Origin of the sequence: Micromonospora phaseoli, assembly GCF_900109115.1 — a bacterium.
GTDB lineage: Bacteria > Actinomycetota > Actinomycetes > Mycobacteriales > Micromonosporaceae > Micromonospora > Micromonospora phaseoli.
Genome location: NZ_FNYV01000001.1, coordinates 33,419 through 51,091, shown reverse-complemented (window position 1 = coordinate 51,091; position 17,673 = coordinate 33,419). Strand labels below are relative to the sequence as shown.

Here is a 17,673-nt window from a genome sequence, read left to right as displayed (position 1 = left end):
GGCCTCAGGCGGCGCGGGCGGTGTACCGGTCGCCGTTGCGTTCCACGAGCAGCGGCAGGCCGAAGGTCTTGGTGAGATTGTCGGCGGTGAGCGTGTCGTCCAGCAGCCCCTGCGCCATCACGGTGCCCTCGCGCAGCAGCAGCGCATGGGTGAAGCCGGGCGGAATCTCCTCCACGTGGTGGGTGACCAGCACCAGCGCCGGGGCGTCCGGATCCTGCGCCAGCTCGGCGAGGCGGGCCACCAGGTCCTCCCGGCCGCCCAGGTCCAGCCCGGCCGCCGGCTCGTCGAGCAGCAGCAGCTCCGGGTCGGTCATCAACGCTCGGGCGATCTGCACCCGCTTGCGCTCGCCCTCCGAGAGGGTGCCGTACGTCCGGTCGGCCAACGCGCCGACGCCCAACTGGTCCAGCAGGGCACCAGCCCGGGCCGCGTCGGCGGGGTCGTAGTCCTCCCGCCACCGGCCGACAACCGACCAGGCCGCGGTCATCACCACGTCGGCGACCCGCTCCTCGGCTGGCAGCCGCTCGGCGAGCGCGGCGGTGGAGAGACCGATGCGGGTACGCAGCTCCGTGACGTCGGTGCGGCCGATCCGCTCGCCCAGCACGTGCGCGGTGCCGGTGGTGGGGTGCAGTCGGCCGGCGGCGAGGTTGAGCAGGGTGGTCTTGCCTGCGCCGTTGGGCCCCAGCACCACCCAGCGTTCGTCCAGCTCGACCCGCCAGTCTACGTCGTGCAGCAGGGCGGTGCCGGACCGGCGTACGACGACGCCGTCGAGGCTGACCACCAGATCCGCGTCCACGGGCGAGGGGGCGGGTGCGGCGCCGGCGGCACCGGGGATCAGGTCACCAGTCACCAGCCCATCCAACCACGCAACGCCGGGGTGCCCCCACGGGCGGGCACCCCGGCCGTAGGGTGAGGCGCCGTGTCGTTGCTCACCCCACCCGGAGGGGCCGTCCATGACCAGTGGGGTCATCGAGATCGAGGGTCTTCGCAAGACCTTCCACAGTCTGCGCCGGGGGCGACGGGTCGCGGTGGACGGTTTCGACCTGCTGGTCGAGGCCGGCCAGGTGCACGGCTTCCTCGGGCCGAACGGGTCGGGCAAGACGACCACGCTGCGGGCGCTGCTCGGGCTGGTACGCGCCGACGACGGGCGGATGCGGGTGCTCGGTGCCAGCGCGCCGGAGCAGTTGCCCCAGGTCGCCGGTCGGGTCGGCGCGATCGTGGAGAGCCCGCAGTTCTACGGCAACTTCACCGCGTACCGCACGCTGCGACTGCTCGCCCTGGCCGGTGGCGTACCGGTCGGCCGAGTCGACGAGGTGCTGGCGCAGGTGGGTCTGGCCGATCGGAGCCACGAGCGGGTCAAGGGCTACTCGCTGGGCATGAAGCAGCGCCTCGCGGTCGCCTCTGCCCTGCTCAAACGCCCCGAGCTGCTGATCCTGGACGAGCCGGCGAACGGGCTCGACCCGGCGGGCATCCGGGAGATGCGGGACCTGGTGCGCGGGCTCGCGGCCGACGGGGTGACGGTGCTGGTCTCCAGCCACATCCTGGCCGAGATCCAGCTGATCTGCGACCACGTGACGATCATCTCGCGGGGCCGGCGGGTGGCGGCCGGGCCGGTGACGGAGGTGCTGGCCGGTTTCGACCGCCACGAGTGTCTGGTCCGCGCCGACGACCTGACCCGGGCCGAAGAGTTGCTCACGGCCGCCGGGATGGCGGTCACCGGGCACGTCGACCACCTGGTCGTCGGCGAGGTGGCGGATCCGGCGACGGTCAGCCGGACGCTGGGTGAGCAGGGCGTCTGGGTACGCGAGCTGACCCCGATGCGGCCGGACCTGGAGAGCGTCTTCCTGGAGCTGACCGGCACCCCGGCGAGCCCTGCGGTGCCCCGACAGGTGGACGGGTCGACGCCGCACCACGATCCGGCCGTCGGCCGGCAGATCGACCTCGACGACTTCCGGGGAGTGACCTCGTGAACCTGATCCGGGCCGAGGTGGAGCGGCTGGCCGCCCGCCGCTTCGTGCAGCTCATGGTGGTGCTGCTGGTGTTCGCGTTCGGGGTGACGGCGGCGACGACGCTGGCCGGTTCGCACCAGCCGAGCGCGGTCGAGCTGGCCGAGGCGCAGCGGCAGGCCGCCGCAGACCGGCGCGGCATGGAGCTGCAGCACGAGCGGTGCCTGGCCCGGGATCGGGGCGAGCCGCGACCCACCGGCGAATACACCTACCTGCCGCCCGACTGCAGCGATATCGATCCGGGCCGGCGGGACCAGTCGCCGGTGGCCGCCGACTACCTGAGCGGCGTCTTCACCTTCACCAATCAGGCCCGGCCGCTGCTGTACTTCCTCATCGCGTACCTGGTGCTGTTCGGTTTCCTGGTCGGCGCGTCGTACATCGGCGCCGACCTGAACTCCGGCGGGGTGGTCAACCTGCTGCTGTGGCGACCACGTCGGCTCACGGTGCTCGGCGCCAAGCTCGGCACCCTGCTCGGGGCGGTACTGGTGCTGTCGGTGCTCGCCTCACTGGCCTACCTGGTCACCTTCTGGGTCATCGCCCAGGTCGCCGGCTACCCGGGCCCGACGAACGCGGCGTTCTGGGCGGAGCTGGGCGCGATCTGGGGTCGCGGCCTGACGCTGGTGCTGCTCACCGCGGCGGCGGGTTTCTCCATCGCCACGGTGGGCCGGCACACCTCGGCGGCGCTCGGCGCGCTGGCGGCGTACGTGGTGGTGTGGGAGCTCGGCGGGCGGATCGTGCTGCAGATCGTGGAGGTGGCCCGGCCGGATCAGCTCATGCTGTCCAGCTATGTCAGCGTGTGGCTGGCCGGCGAGGTCGGCTTCTGGGACAACAACGCCTGCGCGGGCCCGGTCACCGGCTACTGCGACGGCAGCTACACCCTGACCTGGCAGCCGGCGATGGCCGTGCTGCTGCTGCTCACCGCCGGGCTCACCGCGGCGGCCTTCACCCTCTTCCGGCGCCGTGACCTGATCTGAGCCGCGCGGCTCAGCCGACCGTGGAGCCGAAGACCTCGTCCCGGACGGCGTCCAGGGCCGTGCGCAACGCACCGTGCAGGATCGGTTCCTCGGTCAGCCCGGTGGGCACCACCCGGGGACGCACCAGCGTGATGGCGGCCACCTCGTGCTGTACCCGCTCGGCCAGCGCCGCCCCGCCGGCCTGGCCCACCTCACCGGCGAGGACCACCAGCGGCGGGTCCAGCACCACGCAGGTACTCGCCACACCGAGGGCGAGCCGGCGGGCCACCTCGTCGAGCATCGGACCACCCGTGGCGCCGTCGGCGATGGCGGCCCGCACCGCGTCGGCGGCGGTGCCGTCCGGGTAGCCGTTCTCGCGGGCCAGCGCGCGGATCGCGTCCGCCGCCGCCACCTGTTGGAAAGCCGGCTTGGCCCGTCGGGAGACGTCGCGCGGGATGGGTGCGCCGGGCACCGGAAGGTAGCCGATCTCGCCCGCCGCGCCGCTGCTGCCGTGGTGCAGCCGGCCGCCGAGCATGATCGCCAGACCGACACCGGCGCCGACCCAGACCAGCACGAAGTCCGACAACCCCTGGGCCGCGCCGGACTGTGCCTCGGCCACCGCGGCGAGGTTGACGTCGTTCTCGAAGACGACCGGGGTGTCCAGGTCGTCGCGGAGCGCGGCCAGCAGGCCACGGTGCCAGCGGGGCAGGTTGAAGGCGAAGGTGATGTCGCCGGTGCCCGGGTCGACCAGGCCGGGGGTGCCGAGCACGATCCGACGCACGCTCGACAACTGTGCCCCGGCGCTGCCGGCCACCTGGACCACCGCGTTGTGCACCACGCCGACCGGGTCGTCGGTGTCCTGGGTGGACTGCTCGACCCGGCCGATCACCGCACCGGTGATGTCGGCGCAGGCGGCCACCACCCGTTCCGGACCCACGTCGACGCCGACCACGTGGGCGCTGCCCGGACGGACCGCGTAGAGCTGGGCGTTCGGTCCTCGCCCGCCGGCCTTCTCGCCGACGCGGGTGACCAGTCCACGCTCCTCCAGCCGCTCCACCAACTGCGAGGCGGTGACCTTGGACAGGCCGGTCAGCTCGCCGAGCCGGGCCCGGGTCAGTGGCCCCTGCTCCAGCAGCAGTTCCAGCGCCGCGCGGTCGTTGAGGGCCCGCAACAGACGTGGGGTGCCGGGCAGCCGGGTCGCACTCATGCCATGTCCTCAAGTATTAGTAAACTTTGCTAACCTTTTAGCTTTTAACTAACTGTAAACCGACCTGCGAACGGGTAGCCGTAGCGTATCGGCCAGGTGGAAGCGCGGCTCTCCGCCGACCCGGTACGACATCCACGCCGGCCGGCACCGAGAGGAGAGATCACATGGGGCTGGATCCAGGACTGCGCCGGCTGGCGCTCGGCACCCTGCTGGCCGCGTACCCGGGCCCCGTCCCGCCCCCCTGGGCGATCGACCTGGTCGCCGACGGGCTTGCCGGGCACACCCTGTTCGGCACGAACATCCACGACCCGGCGCAGGTGTCGGCCAGCACCGCCGCCCTGCGCACCGGCCGAGACGACGTGTTGATCGCCATCGACGAGGAGGGCGGCGACGTCACCCGGCTGGCCCACGCCACCGGCAGCCCGTACCCGGGCAACGCCGCGCTCGGCGCGGTCGGCGACGTGGCCCTCACCCGACGGATCTACCAGGCCATCGGCGCGGAGCTGGTCGGTCTGGGCATCACGGTCGACCTGGCACCCACCGTCGACGTCAACAGCGCCGACGACAACCCGGTCATCGGCACCCGGTCGTTCGGCGCCGACCCGGTCGAGGTCGCCGCGCACGCCGCCGCGGCGGTCGCCGGCCTCCAGGCCGCGGGCGTGGCGGCCTGCGCCAAGCACTTCCCCGGCCACGGCGCGACGGTGGTCGACTCCCACCACGAACTGCCCACCCTGGACGTCGCCCCGGACGTGCTGCGCCAGCGCGACCTCCCGCCCTTCGCCGCCGTGGTCAGCGCCGGGACGAAGGCAGTGATGACCGCGCACATCCGGGTGCCCGCCCTGACCGGGGACGGGCCGGCCACCTTCAGCCGGACCGTGCTGGTCGACCTGCTGCGCGAGGAGTACGGCTTCGACGGCGCGGTGATCACCGACGCGTTGGAGATGAAGGGCGCCGCCCTCGCCGCCGGTGGCATCGCGCCCGGCGCCGTGCGGGCCCTCGCGGCCGGCGCCGACCTGCTCTGCATCGGCGCCAAGGTCGACGCCGACCTGGTCGAGCAGGTCGCCGCCGAGATCGTGGCCGCCCTCGGCGACGGCCGGCTCGAACTGGCCCGCGTGGAGCAGGCCGCGGGGCGCGCCGCGAAGCTCGCCGCCTGGACCCGGACCGCCGGCCGCACCACGGCCGGCCCCGGCCAGGAGGGGTACGCGGCGGCCCGCCGCGCGGTGCGGGTGGAGGGCGTGCTGGCCGGGCTGGACCGCCCGCTGGTGGTGCAGGTACACGCGGCGTCCACCATCGCCGAGGGGCGGGTGCCCTGGGGCCTCGGCCCACACCTTGTCGACGCCGAGCTGATCCGGGTGGTGGCCGCCGAGTCCGATCCGGCCGACCTGCGCCGACGCGCCGGGGACCGCCCGATAGTGCTCGTCGGCCGGCACCTGCACCGGTTGCCGGGCGGCCCGGAGCTGGCCACCGCGCTGGCCGCCACGCATCCGGTGACCGTGGTCGAGATGGGCTGGCCGGCAGGTTGGCGGCCGGCCGGCGCGCGGGCCTTCGTCACCACGTACGGCGCGAGCCACGCCAACGGCCGGGCCGCCGCCGAGGTGCTGGGCCTGACCGGCTGAGCCCGAACCCCTTCTTGAACGCGTTCAACTTTTCGCCTACGCTGATGCCCATCAAGTTGAACGCGTTCAAGATGGGGTGTCGGCATGGACATCAAGGTCTGGATGTACCTGGTCTACCTGGCGGTCAGCATCGGCCTGACCATCTGGGTGGCCCGGGCGCTCACCCGCAACGGGCTGGTCTTCCTGGCGGAGGTGTTCGCCGACGACCGCCTCGCCCAGGCGGTGAACAACCTGCTCGTGGTCGGGTTCTACCTGCTCAACCTCGGCTACGTGACGGTGGCGATGCGGCACTCCGAACCGGTCGGGTCCACCAGCGCGGCGATGGAGGAGCTGTCGTTGAAGATCGGGCTGGTCCTGCTCGTGCTCGGCGCCCTGCACTTCTTCAACGTCTACGCCCTCGGTCGGTACCGGCGCAGCCGGTTGCGTCAGTTCGCCACCCAGCCACCGCTCGCTCCGATCGGGCGGCTGCCGATGCAGCACACGTATCCGGCCGGGCCGCCGCCGGCCGGCCAGCCCGGACCGCCGGTCGGTGGATCGCCGGGTTCGACTCCACCCGCCCGATGACCGGATCCCAGACCGGCGGAGCAGGTGGGCTGCCGGATGCCACCGCACACGGGGGCGGTGGCATCCGGAGCCTCACCGTCCTCTACGACGCACACTGCCCACTGTGCCGGGCAGCTCGCGGCTGGCTGGCGTCGCGGGCTCAGCTCGTACCCCTGGAGTTCCTGCCGGCCGGCTCACCGCAGGCCCGGCAGCGCTTCCCCGGCCTGGACCACGAGACGACGTTGCGCGACCTCACCGTGGTGGCCGACACCGGCGACGTCTACGCCGGCGACGGCGCCTGGTTCGCCTGTCTCTGGGCGCTGGCCGACCACCGGGACACGGCCGAACGCCTGGCCCGCCCCCACCTGCTCCCGCTGGCCCGGCGGGTGGTGGCCGCCGCGTCGGCGGTACGCGAGCGAGTCCGCGAACCGTGGCCGGAGCCGACCGGCGACGCGCCGGGATACGGTGATCCGGATGACCGACCAGACTGTGCCGACGACCGCTGCGGGTGATCCGGCCACCGCCCGAGGCGAGCAGACGCGGCAGTTGATCCTGGAGACCGCGCTGCGGATGTTCCGCGAACGCGGTTACGCCCGCACCACCATGCGGGCCATCGCCCAGGAGGCCGGGGTCGCGGTCGGCAACGCGTACTACTACTTCGGCTCCAAGGAACACCTGATCCAGGAGTTCTACGCCCGCACGCAGGAGGAACACCGGGTGGCGACCCAGCCGGTGCTGGCACGCGAGTCCGACTTCGCCGCCCGGCTGGCCGGGGTGCTGCACGCGGGCATCGACGTGCTGACCCCGTCGCACGAGTTCGCCGCCACCTTCTTCAAGACCGCCGCGGAGCCCACCTCGCCGCTGAGCCCGTTCTCCGCCGAATCCTCCGCGCCCCGTCAGGCGTCCATCGACCTCTTCGCCGAGGTGCTGGCGGGCTCCACCGCCAAGGTCGACGCGGAGCTGCGCCCCCAACTGCCCGAGCTGCTCTGGCTGTCGTACATGGGGGTGGTGCTCTTCTGGGTCTACGACCGCTCGCCCGACCAGGCCAGGACGCGGCAACTGATCGACGGGGCGGTGCCGCTGGTCGACCGGCTGGTGGCGCTGTCCCGGCTGCGGGTGCTGCGCCCGGTCACGCGGCAGGTGCTCGACCTGGTTCGCACCCTGCGTCACTGACCGGCACAGACGGCGCCGGCACGTCGTTCCAGGTCAAGTCCACTATTGGACACCAGACAAGCCGCGTCGGCAGCTTGCCGGAGAGAATCTGGATACGTAGCGTGATCGGCGTCGAGCCTCACGCGGGCCTGGGGGGAGGCTGCGGACCGTGGATCCGGCCCGGGATCCACGGTCCGCGCCCTACCGTCAGCTCGGGTAGACGCCGTAGGACCCCCAACCTCGGTCCGGGAAACCGGCCGCCTCCGCGACCCGGGCCGAGGCGATGTTGCGCCGGCCGTGCAGGTAGGTCGGCACCGCGCCGTCGTCGAGCACCCGACGGGCGGCCTGGGCCACCAGCCGCCGGGCCAGTCCCCGACCTCGCGCGGCGGGCACAGTGCCCACCGCCAGCTCGTGTCCGTGCCGGTCGTGCCGCTTGATCCCGACGCCGGCCAGGTACCGACCCCGCTCGTCGCGCACCACCAGCACCGCCCGGTCGAACAGTCGCAGCCAGGAAGGCAGCCCGGCGGCGGTGGGCGGAACCCACTCACCCACGTCCGGCAGCGGCGTGGGCGCGACGCTCCACCGGAACACGTCGTCGTGGACCGTCCAGTCCGGGTGCCCGACCGCCGCCGGCAGCGCGGGGAGCAGGTCAGCCGACTGCCGCGCCAGCTCGCGTACGGCCGCGACCCGGTCCGGTGCCACCGAGAGCACCGTGCTCGCCCCGGCACGGACGGCGATGGCGGGGCGCAGCCGGCCGTCCCAGGCAGGGCGGGTCCGTCGGGCCGACCGTACGACGTGCAGGCCCGGACCGGCCGGCCATTGCCCAAGCCAGCTGGCCAGGTGCAGGTGGAGCCGCCGATCGAGCATCTCCACCTCCCGAGCCATCGCTACCGACGCCGCTCACGGTACGACGGACGGGTGCGACCGCGCCGCCCGTCCCGCAGGCAAGGTCAACGGGGCGGGGCCGGTTCGGGTGCGGGATGGGCGGGTAGAGGGAACCCGATCTATCGACCGACCGTCATATCCATTTCCATACATGGACAACTTTCTTTGGAACGGTGGGGTCATGCCGATTGAGCCGAACGACCGCTACCAGCAGGACGCCGCGCGGGTGTGGCGCAGCGTCACCACCGCAGGACGTTTTCCGGCCCAACCGCCGTACCGTGGCCACCGGAGGAGTGCCGGCAGGATTTCCTGGCACGCGCTGAACAACCTGCCGGCCGGCACCAACCTCCGGCGCCTCAACACCCACTGAACGCACCAAGATCGAGCAATTTCTGGTGCCTTATCCGGCGTCGCTTCGAGACGCTGCTGGCGGAGGGCCGCCTGGCGGCGTGCCACATGGCCGCGCTCGAATACCTCAACAACGCCCCGCACCCGAAGGGCTACGAGATTCTGTGGCGGGCACTGCGCGGGCACCGGTGGATGGATGTGACAACGGGCGCGATGGATCGAGCCCTCGCGGTACACCGCATGCTCGCCGCCGACAGCCAGCACCGCAACCTCCGGTTGCCCGATCTGGTTATCGCGGCGACGGCAGAGGCACACGGAGCAACGGTGCTGAACTATGACAGCGACTACGACCGGATAGCCGCGATCACCGGCCAGCCGACGGAATGGGTCGTTCCGAAGGGAAGCCTCTGAACGCAGGCGCGGCGGCGAGCCAGCGCGGCCTTTCGCACACCTGTCGGGTAACGTCTGCTGGTCCATCGACCAGGCCAGGACAGGAGCTAGCGCATCCATGGGCAAGAAGACGATCCACGTCTCCGACTTCAGCGGCACGGTGCTGGGCGCCGACGACGAGGCCATCCGCGTCGTCGTCATCGAGCATCCTGACCTGGTGGCCGGGCCCGTGCAGCTGGACGCGACCCCGGTAGAGGTGGAGAGCATCGACGACGCCGCGCTGGACGTGGCGGTGGTCGAGATCCACGACCGGCACGGCCACGGCGAGCCGCGCCGGGTGGTGCTGACCGCGAGCGAGTTCGACGCGATGGCCACCGACGTGCCGATGGCTCAGCTACTGAAGACCGCCGAGCGGGTACGCCCGCCCAAGGCCCGTCGGGCGGCGGAGAAGGTCGACTACGGCACCGTCGAGCACGCGGGCAAGCCGCACCGGGGGCGGGTCACCGAGGACGAGGCCCGGCTGGTGCGCGAGCAGCTCGACGAGGTGAACAAGCGCCTCGCCGACGCCGGCCTGCGCCAGATCGACCCGGCCGACCCGGAGCACGCCGCCCGGTACGGCTTTCCCACCACACCCTGACCGCTACTGCTGCTCTGCGGTGAACTGGGCGAGGGCCGCCGCGATGTTCGCCTCCATGGCGGCCTTGTCCACACCGAGACCGGCGAGCACCCCCTCGCCGCCCTCGTGCTCCAACAGCGCCAGCAGGATGTGCTCGGTGCCGATGTAGTTGTGCCCGAGCCGCAGCGCCTCGCGGAAGGTCAGCTCCAGGGCCTTCTTGCCGGCCGCGTCGTACGGGATCAGCTCCGGAACCTCGTCCGTCGCCGGCGGCAGCACGGCCGTGGCGGCGGCGCGCAGTGCCTCGACCGACACGCCCAGGGCGGTGAGCGCCTTCACGGCCAGCCCTTCCGGCTCGGCGAGCAGGCCGAGCACCAGGTGGGGCGGGCCGATCTCGGCGTTTCCCGCTGCCCGGGCCTCGTTCTGCGAGGCCATCACGACGTTGCGGGCGCGCGGGGTGAAGCGGCTGAAGCCCTGCTGCGGATCCAGCATCGCGGCGTCCGCCCGGGGCACGAAGCGCTTCTGGGCGGCCTGTTTGCTCACCCCCATGCTGCGGCCGATCTCGGTCCAGGACGCTCCGGAGCGCCGGGCCTGGTCGACGAAGTGGCCGATGAGGTGGTCGGCGATCTCACCGATGTGGTCGGCGACCATCACCGCGTCGGTGAGCTGGTCGAGCGCGTCGGTGTGGGCCTGCTTGATGGCCTGGATCAGTTCGTCGAGACGGACCGGGTTGTTCATCTGGACAGGATTCGTCATGCGTCAACCATAGGTTGACGCAGCCGCAACGTCAACCACTGGTTGACGGCGGCCTCCTGGGTCCACCCAGCGTGATGATCTGTTAACAACCTTGACTAATTTTCTCGAAATCGACACACTGCGATGTGGAGAGCGCTCTCCCCCAGGCTCGGTCACCCGGCGAGTCATCCCCTCCACCCCAAGGAGATCCATCGTGTACGCCATCTCCCGCAGGCTCCGGCGGGGAGCCGCCGTCCTCGCCGCGGCCCTCGTCGCCAGCGCCCTCGTCCTACCCCTGAAGTCCGCTCCGGCCGCCGCCGCCATCGGCGGGATCACCTGGCAGGACGAGTTCAACGCGCCGGCCGGCACCCCGGTCGACCAGTCCAAGTGGCGCTTCGACATCGGCGGCGGCGGTTGGGGCAACAACGAACGGCAGTACTACACCAACAGCACGAGCAACGCGGTGCACGACGGGCAGGGCAACCTGGTCATCACCGCCCGCCGGGAGAACCCGGCCAACTACCAGTGCCACTACGGCCGGTGCGAGTACACCTCGGCCCGGCTGCTGACCGCGGCCACCTTCAGCCAGGCGTACGGCCGGTTCGAGGCCCGCATCAAGATTCCGCGAGGCCAGGGCATCTGGCCGGCGTTCTGGATGCTCGGCAGGGACTTCGGCGACGTCGGCTGGCCGGCCTCCGGCGAGATCGACATCATGGAGAACGTCGGTCGGGAGCCGAACACCGTCCACGGCACCATCCACGGGCCGGGCTACTCCGGCGGCGGCGGGATCACCGGCAGTCGCACCATCGGGCAGCCGCTCGCCGACGCCTTCCACACCTACCGGGTGGACTGGGAACCGAACAGCATCCGCTGGTACCTCGACGGATCGGAGTTCTTCCGGGTCGACCCGAGCCGGCTCGGCGGTAACCGCTGGGTGTTCGACCACCCCTTCTTCATGATCCTCAACGTGGCGGTCGGCGGAAACTGGCCCGGCTACCCGGACGGCAGCACCCAGTTCCCGCAGCAGATGCTCGTCGACTACGTCCGCGTCAACGGATACGTCCCCGACGGCAACTCCGGCACCACCCGCCTGCGCGGCCTGCAGAGTGGCCGGTGCATCGACATCCCCGACGCCAACCCCGTCGACGGCGCGCCGCTGCGGATCTGGGACTGCAACACCACCGCCGCCCAGGCGTGGACCTTCGCCGCCGACGGCACCATTCGCGCGATGGGCAAGTGCATGGACCCGGCCTGGGCCGGCACCGCCAACGGCACCGAGGTCAACCTCGTCACCTGCAACGGCAACCCGGCCCAGCGGTTCACCCTGAACGCCGCCGGTGACCTGGTCAACCTCAGCGCGAACCGCTGCGTCGACGTACGCGAGAACAACCCGAACAACGGCGGCCGGCTCCAGTTGTGGGACTGCGCCGGTACCCCCAACCAGAAGTGGTCCCGGGCCTGACCGGAGCGTCCACGATCGACCGGTGGGCTCACCGTCGCCTCGGGCGGTGAGCCCACCGGGCTTTTCCCGCGTAAGAGTCGGTGACGGGCACGGTGGGTAGTAGTCCCACGGTCACCGAGGTACGGGAGGCGACGTGGAGAACGCACAGGCGGCCGGCGGCCGGCGGTTGTGGTGGTGGCTCGGCGCGGCGGCGCTCGCCGTCGTCGTGGTGGTGGTCGCCACCTGGACCTGGGTGACGGTCCGGGGTGACGGCCGAAACGGGCACGTCGTCACCGGAGCCACCGGCGACCTGCGGGAAGCCACCTTCGTGCTGCTCGACGGCGCCGACGTGGTCCGGCTGCGCACCGCCGACCTCGGCGACGACGCGTACCGCGTCTCCACGCCCCGCGACGCGAACGTCCGTCCCGCGGTCTCGCTCACCGACGGAAGCCTGCTGACCAGCCTGCGCGGCACCGACCGGGACGGCCCGGCCGTCGTCGAGGTGGTGCTGGGCGAATCGGTGCGCTGGCACATCCGGCTCAGCGGCGGCGCCAAGGAGCAGCACCTCGACCTGGGCAGCGCCCAGGTCGGCGACGTCGAGTTCACCGCCGGCGCCAACCGGATCGAGCTGACCCTGCCACCGCCACAGGGGACGCAGCGGACCCTGCTCAGCGGTGGGGCGAGCCAGGTCGTCGTCCGCCTGGCCGGAGACGCCCCGGTGCAGGTACGCGCCGGCGGCGGGGCCGGCTCGGTCACCGTCGACGGCACCACCCACTCCGGTGTGGCCGGCGGCACGACGTTCACCCCGCCGGCATGGGAGTCGGCGACGGAACGCTACGACATCGACGCGACCTCCGGGGTCTCCACCCTCACCGTAGAGCGCATCGACGCCAACTGACCGCCACCTGCGCGTGTCGCTCCGCTACGGCCGACCGGCCACCGGGCGGGACGGCGACGCAACGATGAACAGTCGGTCGATCTGGTAGCCCAGCAGGCTGATCGCCGCGTCGGGCGGGCGCATGTTCGCCATCACACTGTCGGCGAGGCCGGTCGCCAGGGCCAGCAGGTTGCCGGCCTCCGCCGCCACCTCCCGGTCAGGGGCCACCTCGCCGGCCCGCTGCGCGCCGGTGAGCAGGTCGCGGAGCACTCCTTCCAACTGGTGGGAGCCGTGGGTGTAGGACAACCCGGCCAGCGCCGGGTCCGTCAGGGCCAGGGCGTGATAGGCCGCGAAGACGGTGTACGCGGCACGCTGCTCCTCGTCGACGGGGATGAACTGGACCAGCCAGGCGTGCACGGTGTCGCGGGTCCCCGCCGCGTCGTTCGGCATCCCGGCGGCCGCCCGTCGCCCGACCCCCTCGGCCTGATGCTCCAAACCGGCGAGGAGCAGCTGCTCCTTCGTGTGGAAGTAGTACTGCACCGTGCTCACGGAGACGCCCGCCTCTGCGGCGACCGTCCGCATGCTCGCGGCGTGCAGTCCGCGGCTGGCGGCGATGCGCAGCAGTGCGGCGACGATCTGAGCCCGTCGCTCGTCGTGGTCGGCCAGCTTGGGCACCCGATCCTCCCGCCCCTCACGTTTGATAGTACGAGTGTACAATACGTTCGTACTAGCAAAGCACGATGGGAGGCACCTGTGGCAGCCGTCAAAGAGCCCGGCATCGGGCGCTTCGCTGATGACCGCGCGAAGGAGAAGTTCCTCCAGGCGTACGAGGTGGCGATGCGGTCGTGGCCGCAACCGCGACAGGAGTTCGACGTCGAGACGAGCTTCGGCACCATCCACGTGCACCGGTACGGCCCCACCGAGGGTTCGCCCATCGTGCTGCTGCACGGCGCCACCGGCAATTCCTCGAACTGGTATCCGCAGATCGCCACGCTGGGCCGACACCACCCGGTGTACGCCGTGGACACCATCGACGACCCGGGGCGCAGCGTGCAGCGCCGTCCGGTGGTCGGCACGGCGGAGAACGCGGCCTGGCTCGACGAGACGCTGACCGCGCTCGACCTGGATGGCGTGCATCTGGTCGGCATGTCCTACGGCGGCTTCCTGGCCTTGGCGCATGCCGTGCACCGGCCAGCCCGGTTGGCCTCGGTCACCCTGCTCGATCCGGGCGGACTGGAGAAGGTGCCCCTCAGGTTCTACGCCAACCTGATCGCCGGTGCGCTGGCGACGCTGGCCCCACGTCGCACCCGGCCCTGGTTCGCCGACAAACTGGCCAACCAGGCGCTGATCGAGCCCGCCGAGCAGCTGGCACCCATCATGATCGGGGCGCGTAGTTGGCGTACCCGCCGCCCGCCGGCCCGCCCCTACGACGACCAGGAACTGCGCGGGATCCGCGTACCGGTGCACCTTCTGGTCGGCGAACGCAGCTCGCTGCTGCATCCCCGGCGGGCAGTGTCCCGGGCGCAGCGGCTGATCCCCTCGGTACGGGCTGAGATCGTGCCCGGCGCCGGCCACGGACTCTCGCTGGAACGGCCCGAGCTGGTCAACCAACTCGTGCTCGACTTCATCGAGGACAACCCGGCACGGCGCGACCAGGCCGGTCACTGACCACGTGGTCCGGTCCACGATGCTCGCCGGGGTCGGCTGGGCTGCCGACTGCGCCCGGCGACGTCCGTATACGGTACGTCGGACCGCCGGCGTTCCGTCGCGGCGGAGGCGGCCCGGCCCCTGCGGGCAGGCACGGAGTCGGGCGGCGTGGACGAGGAGGGCTCGCAGCGATGCGGTTGCACGTCGGCTGTGCGATGTGGACACACCGGTCGTGGCAGGGGCGGCTGCTGGCCCATCCGCTGCCGGCGCACGAGCGGCTGCGGCACTACGCCGGCTGGTGCGACGCCGTCGAGGGCAACACCACCTTCTACGCCACCCCCGCCCGGGAGACGGTCGCCGGATGGGCGCGGCAGACCGGTCCGGACTTCCGGTTCGTGGTCAAGCTGCCGAAGACGGTCACCCACGAAGGTCGTCTCACCGACGTCGAGGCGCCGATGCGCGCCTTCCTCGACGCGATCGAGCCGCTCGGCCCGCGCACCCACGCCCTCTGGATCCAACTGCCCGGTTCGTTCGGCCCGGACGACGTATCCACGCTCGCCCGTTTCCTACGGCGCCTGCCCGACTCTCACCGGCCCGCCGTCGAGGTCCGTCATCCCGCCTTCTTCACCGACACCCGCGAGGCCCGGCTGCTGGAGGCGGCGCTCGCCGAGGCGGACGCCGAGTGGATCCCGTTCGACACCACCGCGTTCTTCACCAGCCCGCCGACCAGCGATGCCGAGCGGGACGCCTGGACCAAGAAGCCGAGGATGCCGCTGCGTACGGTCGCGCTCACCGACCGGCCGATCGTCCGGTACCTCGGCCGCGACGATCCGGCCCGCACCGTCGAGGGCTGGCAACGCTGGATCGACATCACCGCCGGGTGGTTGCGCGAGGGCCGCTCGCCGACCGTGTTCATCCACACCCCCGACAACGCCGACGCGCCGACGCTCGCCCGCCGCTTCCACGACGAGGTACGCGCCCGGGTACCGGGGCTGGCGCCGTTACCCGAGCCGATCCCGGTCGAGCCCACGACCCTCTTCTGAATTCTCGACCCGGTCAGCGGGTGGGGTTTGTTCCGCCGCCGGTCGCGGGGCGGCTCCGGGGCCTCGGGTGGTCGCCTTCCCGGGCGAATCGTCGCCCGGCCTGGTCACCCGGTACGAGCGGTTGAGCCGGGTGGGCCAACCGAGGAAGCGGTCGAACATGTCGGTCGCACTGCCGGTCACGCTGGGATCGAGCCGGTGCAGTTCGTCCATGGCGTCCTGCAGGCAGCCGGCCAGGTAGACGAAGAGGTTGACCGGGCTGCCGCCGTAGTCGGCCAGCAGCGCGAGCTTCGCGCGGGTGCACGGCCACGGCTGCCCGCACCGCCGGCACAGCCAGAGCGGACGCAGCGGCGGGTGATCTCCCGGCTCCGCCGCCAGCAGATGCTGCGGCTCCGGCTCCGGCTGCTCGTCGCCCGTCAGGTTCCTCACGCAGTAGAAGGCCGCGCGACCGTGGCCCGCATAACGGAAACTGTCCGCTTCGACGAAAAGTCCCGCGACGGTCCCGGCCGGACGCCGCTCCGAGGACGCGTCAGGCCAAGGGGGCACGGACGACGAAGGAGCTCTCGTCGCCGAACGACCGCGTACCGTCCGGTGGGTCGATCCACAACCCGCCGTCGCGGTGGCGCACCACCAGCGCCGGATAGTTGTGCGACCGCAGAGTCACCGACCTGGCGGCTGCCCCCGGCCGGGGGCAGAAGGTCGCGTCCGCGCGGAAGAGTTCGGTGCCCTCGTCGGGGCTCAACCGCAGCCGCAGCTCCGAGTGCCGCAGGTACCGGCCGTCGGCGGCGCGCAGCGTGATGCAGCGCCGGTCGGCCAACCCCCGGTTGACGATGAAGGTCGCCCGCCGTCGGTCCGGCCCGCTGCTGGACGCGGCCACCTCGCCGAGCGCGGCGAACTCGCCTTCGGTGCTCAGGTACGCCCCGGGCGTCGCCACGGACTCCAGTGACCAGGTGCCCAGCGGAATGGTGCCCGCCGGGACGGTGGGGCGTACCGCCGATGGTGACGCCGCCGGGGTGCTGGTGGCCGGCGGGGTGGTGGCCCGTGGGGTCGGCGGCGTGGTCCTGGGCGGTACGGCGGCGGGCGGACTGGGCGCCGCGACGGCGGCGGGCGGTGGGGCGGGCGCCGATTCTGGCTGAACCGCGACGGTGACGGTGCCACCGGCGACGAGCACCGCGCCGGCGGCGGCGCTGGCCACCGGATGTGCGGCCACCGCCTGGGTGAGCTTGCCGAGCAGCGACGTACCCTTCACGACCGCTCCCCCGCCGACAGCGGTGTACGCCGCGGCCAGCGCGGGTGCGTTCGTGGTCACGCCGGTCAGCAGGCCCTTGGCGGCCAGCGCGGCGGCGAGTCCGGCCGGCACCGCCAGCGGCGCGATGCTCAGCAGCAGCCGCTCGACCGGTACCCGGCCCTGCGCCTGCGCCGTGCAGTACCGGCAGTCGCGGGTGTGCCGGCCGATCCGCTTGCGCCACACCGGCGTGTGCCGACCGTCCCAGCCGGCGATGGTCGCCGCCAACTGCGCGCAGCGCGGGTCGGCAGCCAGCGCCGCGACGATGGTCCGGCCCAGGTCCAGCTGCCCGCGCATCCGATGTAGACGTACACCCGTGTGTGCGACGGTCATGCCGCAGGCGGCGGCGACCTCGCTACGGCTCAACTGGCCGGCGCACTCCTGCCACCACAGCGACAGGAGCGGCTGGAAGGTCGGGTCCAGCCAACGGCTTGCCTCTACCACCTGCCGGCGCTGGTCCGACACGTGCAGCCGCAGGATCGCCTCGTCCGCCACATCGCCGCCGTCCGGCAGGTGGTCGGCGACGTCGGCGACGGTGGCCCGGCCGGCGGCGGTGCGGACGTGCTGGCGGTGGGAGGCGATCTGCCGGAGCGCGATCGCCACCAGCCAGGAGCGGAAACTCTCCGGGGTACGCAGGGCGGGCAGGTCACGAACGACCCGCAGCAACGTCTCCTGCACCACGTCGTCGACGTCGGCGTGCCCGCTCAGCGCCCGGCCGACGACGTTGTAGAGCAACGGCAGGTGCGCGGCGACCAGCTCGTCGCGGGCCGACAGATCACCCTCCTGCGCCGCGACGACCAGCCCCGCGTGGTTCGCAGTGATCGTCATCCCGCACCGCCTAGGGAGGTCTCCCGCCGAGCACGACGCCACACCATAGCGACAACGTACGCGGCCCACCCAGCCCGAGCCGGCAGGCTGCTGTCCCGAGATCTGACGGT

The 17,673-nt window shown here is 72.2% G+C and carries 19 protein-coding genes and 1 pseudogene; 13 read left to right on the top strand and 7 right to left on the bottom strand.

What is annotated here, in order from left to right; translation table 11 throughout:
• Positions 1 to 4: 4 nt before the first annotated feature.
• Entirely contained in the window at positions 5 to 847 is an 843-nt protein-coding gene (locus BMY89_RS00225) for an ABC transporter ATP-binding protein (protein WP_092373377.1), read from the bottom strand.
• A 103-nt stretch (positions 848 to 950) separates the two neighbouring features.
• Between BMY89_RS00225 and BMY89_RS00220 the strand changes: the two genes are divergently transcribed.
• Positions 951 to 1,967, top strand: coding sequence for an ABC transporter ATP-binding protein (locus tag BMY89_RS00220; RefSeq protein ID WP_092373375.1), 1,017 nt, complete (start codon positions 951 to 953; stop codon positions 1,965 to 1,967).
• The gene (locus BMY89_RS00215; protein WP_092373374.1) at positions 1,964 to 2,977 is read left to right on the top strand and encodes an ABC transporter permease subunit; all 1,014 of its coding nucleotides are present in this window, start codon (positions 1,964 to 1,966) and stop codon (positions 2,975 to 2,977) included. Before BMY89_RS00220 ends, BMY89_RS00215 begins: the two co-directional genes overlap by 4 nt.
• Before the next feature lie 10 nt (positions 2,978 to 2,987).
• On the opposite strand, the gene BMY89_RS00210 is transcribed toward BMY89_RS00215, so the two are convergent.
• Positions 2,988 to 4,163 carry an ROK family transcriptional regulator gene (locus tag BMY89_RS00210; RefSeq protein ID WP_092373372.1) on the bottom strand — a complete coding sequence of 392 codons (1,176 nt, stop codon included), beginning with the start codon at positions 4,161 to 4,163 and terminating at the stop codon, positions 2,988 to 2,990.
• A gap of 164 nt (positions 4,164 to 4,327) precedes the next feature.
• Here BMY89_RS00210 and BMY89_RS00205 point away from each other — a divergent pair, with 164 nt between their 5' ends.
• The 4 genes from BMY89_RS00205 (at position 4,328) to BMY89_RS00190 (ending at position 7,495) form a co-directional block, all read left to right on the top strand.
• Positions 4,328 to 5,779 (top strand): glycoside hydrolase family 3 N-terminal domain-containing protein, encoded by a 1,452-nt coding sequence (locus tag BMY89_RS00205; protein WP_092373370.1) that lies wholly within the window; start codon positions 4,328 to 4,330, stop codon positions 5,777 to 5,779.
• An 84-nt stretch (positions 5,780 to 5,863) separates the two neighbouring features.
• Positions 5,864 to 6,343, top strand: coding sequence for a hypothetical protein (locus tag BMY89_RS00200; protein WP_092373368.1), 480 nt, complete (start codon positions 5,864 to 5,866; stop codon positions 6,341 to 6,343).
• Positions 6,340 to 6,834, top strand: a complete 495-nt coding sequence (locus BMY89_RS00195) for a thiol-disulfide oxidoreductase DCC family protein (protein ID WP_092373367.1) — start codon at positions 6,340 to 6,342, stop codon at positions 6,832 to 6,834. The genes BMY89_RS00200 and BMY89_RS00195 overlap by 4 nt, the downstream gene beginning before the upstream one ends.
• Entirely contained in the window at positions 6,797 to 7,495 is a 699-nt protein-coding gene (locus tag BMY89_RS00190) for a TetR family transcriptional regulator (protein ID WP_092373365.1), read from the top strand. The genes BMY89_RS00195 and BMY89_RS00190 overlap by 38 nt, the downstream gene beginning before the upstream one ends.
• A 186-nt stretch (positions 7,496 to 7,681) precedes the next feature.
• Here BMY89_RS00190 and BMY89_RS00185 read toward each other — a convergent pair whose 3' ends face one another.
• On the bottom strand, positions 7,682 to 8,341 hold the full coding sequence (locus BMY89_RS00185; protein ID WP_092375227.1) for a GNAT family N-acetyltransferase: 660 nt from the start codon (positions 8,339 to 8,341) through the stop codon (positions 7,682 to 7,684).
• Between the two features lie 199 nt (positions 8,342 to 8,540).
• Between BMY89_RS00185 and BMY89_RS00180 the strand changes: the two genes are divergently transcribed.
• The 3 genes from BMY89_RS00180 to BMY89_RS00170 all read left to right on the top strand — a co-directional run bounded on the left by BMY89_RS00180 (position 8,541) and on the right by BMY89_RS00170 (position 9,734).
• The gene (locus BMY89_RS00180) at positions 8,541 to 8,729 is read left to right on the top strand and encodes a hypothetical protein (RefSeq protein WP_092375224.1); all 189 of its coding nucleotides are present in this window, start codon (positions 8,541 to 8,543) and stop codon (positions 8,727 to 8,729) included.
• Positions 8,730 to 8,815: 86 nt separating this feature from the next.
• On the top strand, positions 8,816 to 9,118 hold the full coding sequence (locus tag BMY89_RS00175; RefSeq protein WP_092373363.1) for a PIN domain-containing protein: 303 nt from the start codon (positions 8,816 to 8,818) through the stop codon (positions 9,116 to 9,118).
• Between the two features lie 97 nt (positions 9,119 to 9,215).
• The gene (locus BMY89_RS00170) at positions 9,216 to 9,734 is read left to right on the top strand and encodes a hypothetical protein (RefSeq protein ID WP_092373361.1); all 519 of its coding nucleotides are present in this window, start codon (positions 9,216 to 9,218) and stop codon (positions 9,732 to 9,734) included.
• Positions 9,735 to 9,737: 3 nt separating this feature from the next.
• Here the strand turns inward: BMY89_RS00170 and BMY89_RS00165 are convergent, their stop codons facing one another.
• Positions 9,738 to 10,466: a Clp protease N-terminal domain-containing protein gene (locus tag BMY89_RS00165; protein ID WP_092373359.1), complete on the bottom strand. Its 729-nt coding sequence runs from the start codon at positions 10,464 to 10,466 to the stop codon at positions 9,738 to 9,740.
• 193 nt (positions 10,467 to 10,659) lie between these two features.
• Between BMY89_RS00165 and BMY89_RS00160 the strand changes: the two genes are divergently transcribed.
• Both BMY89_RS00160 and BMY89_RS00155 read left to right on the top strand, forming a co-directional pair.
• A complete protein-coding gene (locus BMY89_RS00160) occupies positions 10,660 to 11,907 on the top strand; it encodes a glycoside hydrolase family 16 protein (protein ID WP_092373357.1) in 1,248 nt (415 codons plus the stop codon).
• A gap of 133 nt (positions 11,908 to 12,040) precedes the next feature.
• Entirely contained in the window at positions 12,041 to 12,784 is a 744-nt protein-coding gene (locus BMY89_RS00155) for a hypothetical protein (RefSeq protein WP_092373355.1), read from the top strand.
• Positions 12,785 to 12,808: 24 nt separating this feature from the next.
• On the opposite strand, the gene BMY89_RS00150 is transcribed toward BMY89_RS00155, so the two are convergent.
• Positions 12,809 to 13,438 (bottom strand): TetR/AcrR family transcriptional regulator, encoded by a 630-nt coding sequence (locus tag BMY89_RS00150; protein WP_092373353.1) that lies wholly within the window; start codon positions 13,436 to 13,438, stop codon positions 12,809 to 12,811.
• Positions 13,439 to 13,516: 78 nt separating this feature from the next.
• Here BMY89_RS00150 and BMY89_RS00145 point away from each other — a divergent pair, with 78 nt between their 5' ends.
• Together BMY89_RS00145 and BMY89_RS00140 are read left to right on the top strand one after the other, a co-directional pair.
• Positions 13,517 to 14,431, top strand: coding sequence for an alpha/beta fold hydrolase (locus BMY89_RS00145; RefSeq protein ID WP_092373351.1), 915 nt, complete (start codon positions 13,517 to 13,519; stop codon positions 14,429 to 14,431).
• Between the two features lie 194 nt (positions 14,432 to 14,625).
• Complete coding sequence (locus tag BMY89_RS00140) at positions 14,626 to 15,453, top strand: DUF72 domain-containing protein (protein WP_198413956.1); 828 nt, start codon at positions 14,626 to 14,628, stop codon at positions 15,451 to 15,453.
• A 66-nt stretch (positions 15,454 to 15,519) separates the two neighbouring features.
• Here BMY89_RS00140 and BMY89_RS00135 read toward each other — a convergent pair.
• Both BMY89_RS00135 and BMY89_RS00130 read right to left on the bottom strand, forming a co-directional pair.
• Positions 15,520 to 15,831 (bottom strand): annotated as a pseudogene (locus BMY89_RS00135) (hypothetical protein); the annotation flags it as partial.
• A 148-nt stretch (positions 15,832 to 15,979) separates the two neighbouring features.
• Positions 15,980 to 17,563: a sigma-70 family RNA polymerase sigma factor gene (locus BMY89_RS00130; protein ID WP_092373348.1), complete on the bottom strand. Its 1,584-nt coding sequence runs from the start codon at positions 17,561 to 17,563 to the stop codon at positions 15,980 to 15,982.
• Positions 17,564 to 17,673 lie beyond the last annotated feature (110 nt).

Coding starts and splice junctions, on each gene's coding strand:
- BMY89_RS00170 (WP_092373361.1), top strand. CDS start 9,216: ATGGGCAAGAAGACGATCCACGTCTCCGACTTCAGCGGCACGGTGCTG.
- BMY89_RS00165 (WP_092373359.1), bottom strand. CDS start 10,466: ATGACGAATCCTGTCCAGATGAACAACCCGGTCCGTCTCGACGAACTG.
- BMY89_RS00180 (WP_092375224.1), top strand. CDS start 8,541: ATGCCGATTGAGCCGAACGACCGCTACCAGCAGGACGCCGCGCGGGTG.
- BMY89_RS00175 (WP_092373363.1), top strand. CDS start 8,816: ATGGCCGCGCTCGAATACCTCAACAACGCCCCGCACCCGAAGGGCTAC.
- BMY89_RS00210 (WP_092373372.1), bottom strand. CDS start 4,163: ATGAGTGCGACCCGGCTGCCCGGCACCCCACGTCTGTTGCGGGCCCTC.
- BMY89_RS00190 (WP_092373365.1), top strand. CDS start 6,797: ATGACCGACCAGACTGTGCCGACGACCGCTGCGGGTGATCCGGCCACC.
- BMY89_RS00185 (WP_092375227.1), bottom strand. CDS start 8,341: ATGCTCGATCGGCGGCTCCACCTGCACCTGGCCAGCTGGCTTGGGCAA.
- BMY89_RS00130 (WP_092373348.1), bottom strand. CDS start 17,563: ATGACGATCACTGCGAACCACGCGGGGCTGGTCGTCGCGGCGCAGGAG.
- BMY89_RS00220 (WP_092373375.1), top strand. CDS start 951: ATGACCAGTGGGGTCATCGAGATCGAGGGTCTTCGCAAGACCTTCCAC.
- BMY89_RS00200 (WP_092373368.1), top strand. CDS start 5,864: ATGGACATCAAGGTCTGGATGTACCTGGTCTACCTGGCGGTCAGCATC.
- BMY89_RS00205 (WP_092373370.1), top strand. CDS start 4,328: ATGGGGCTGGATCCAGGACTGCGCCGGCTGGCGCTCGGCACCCTGCTG.
- BMY89_RS00140 (WP_198413956.1), top strand. CDS start 14,626: ATGTGGACACACCGGTCGTGGCAGGGGCGGCTGCTGGCCCATCCGCTG.
- BMY89_RS00195 (WP_092373367.1), top strand. CDS start 6,340: ATGACCGGATCCCAGACCGGCGGAGCAGGTGGGCTGCCGGATGCCACC.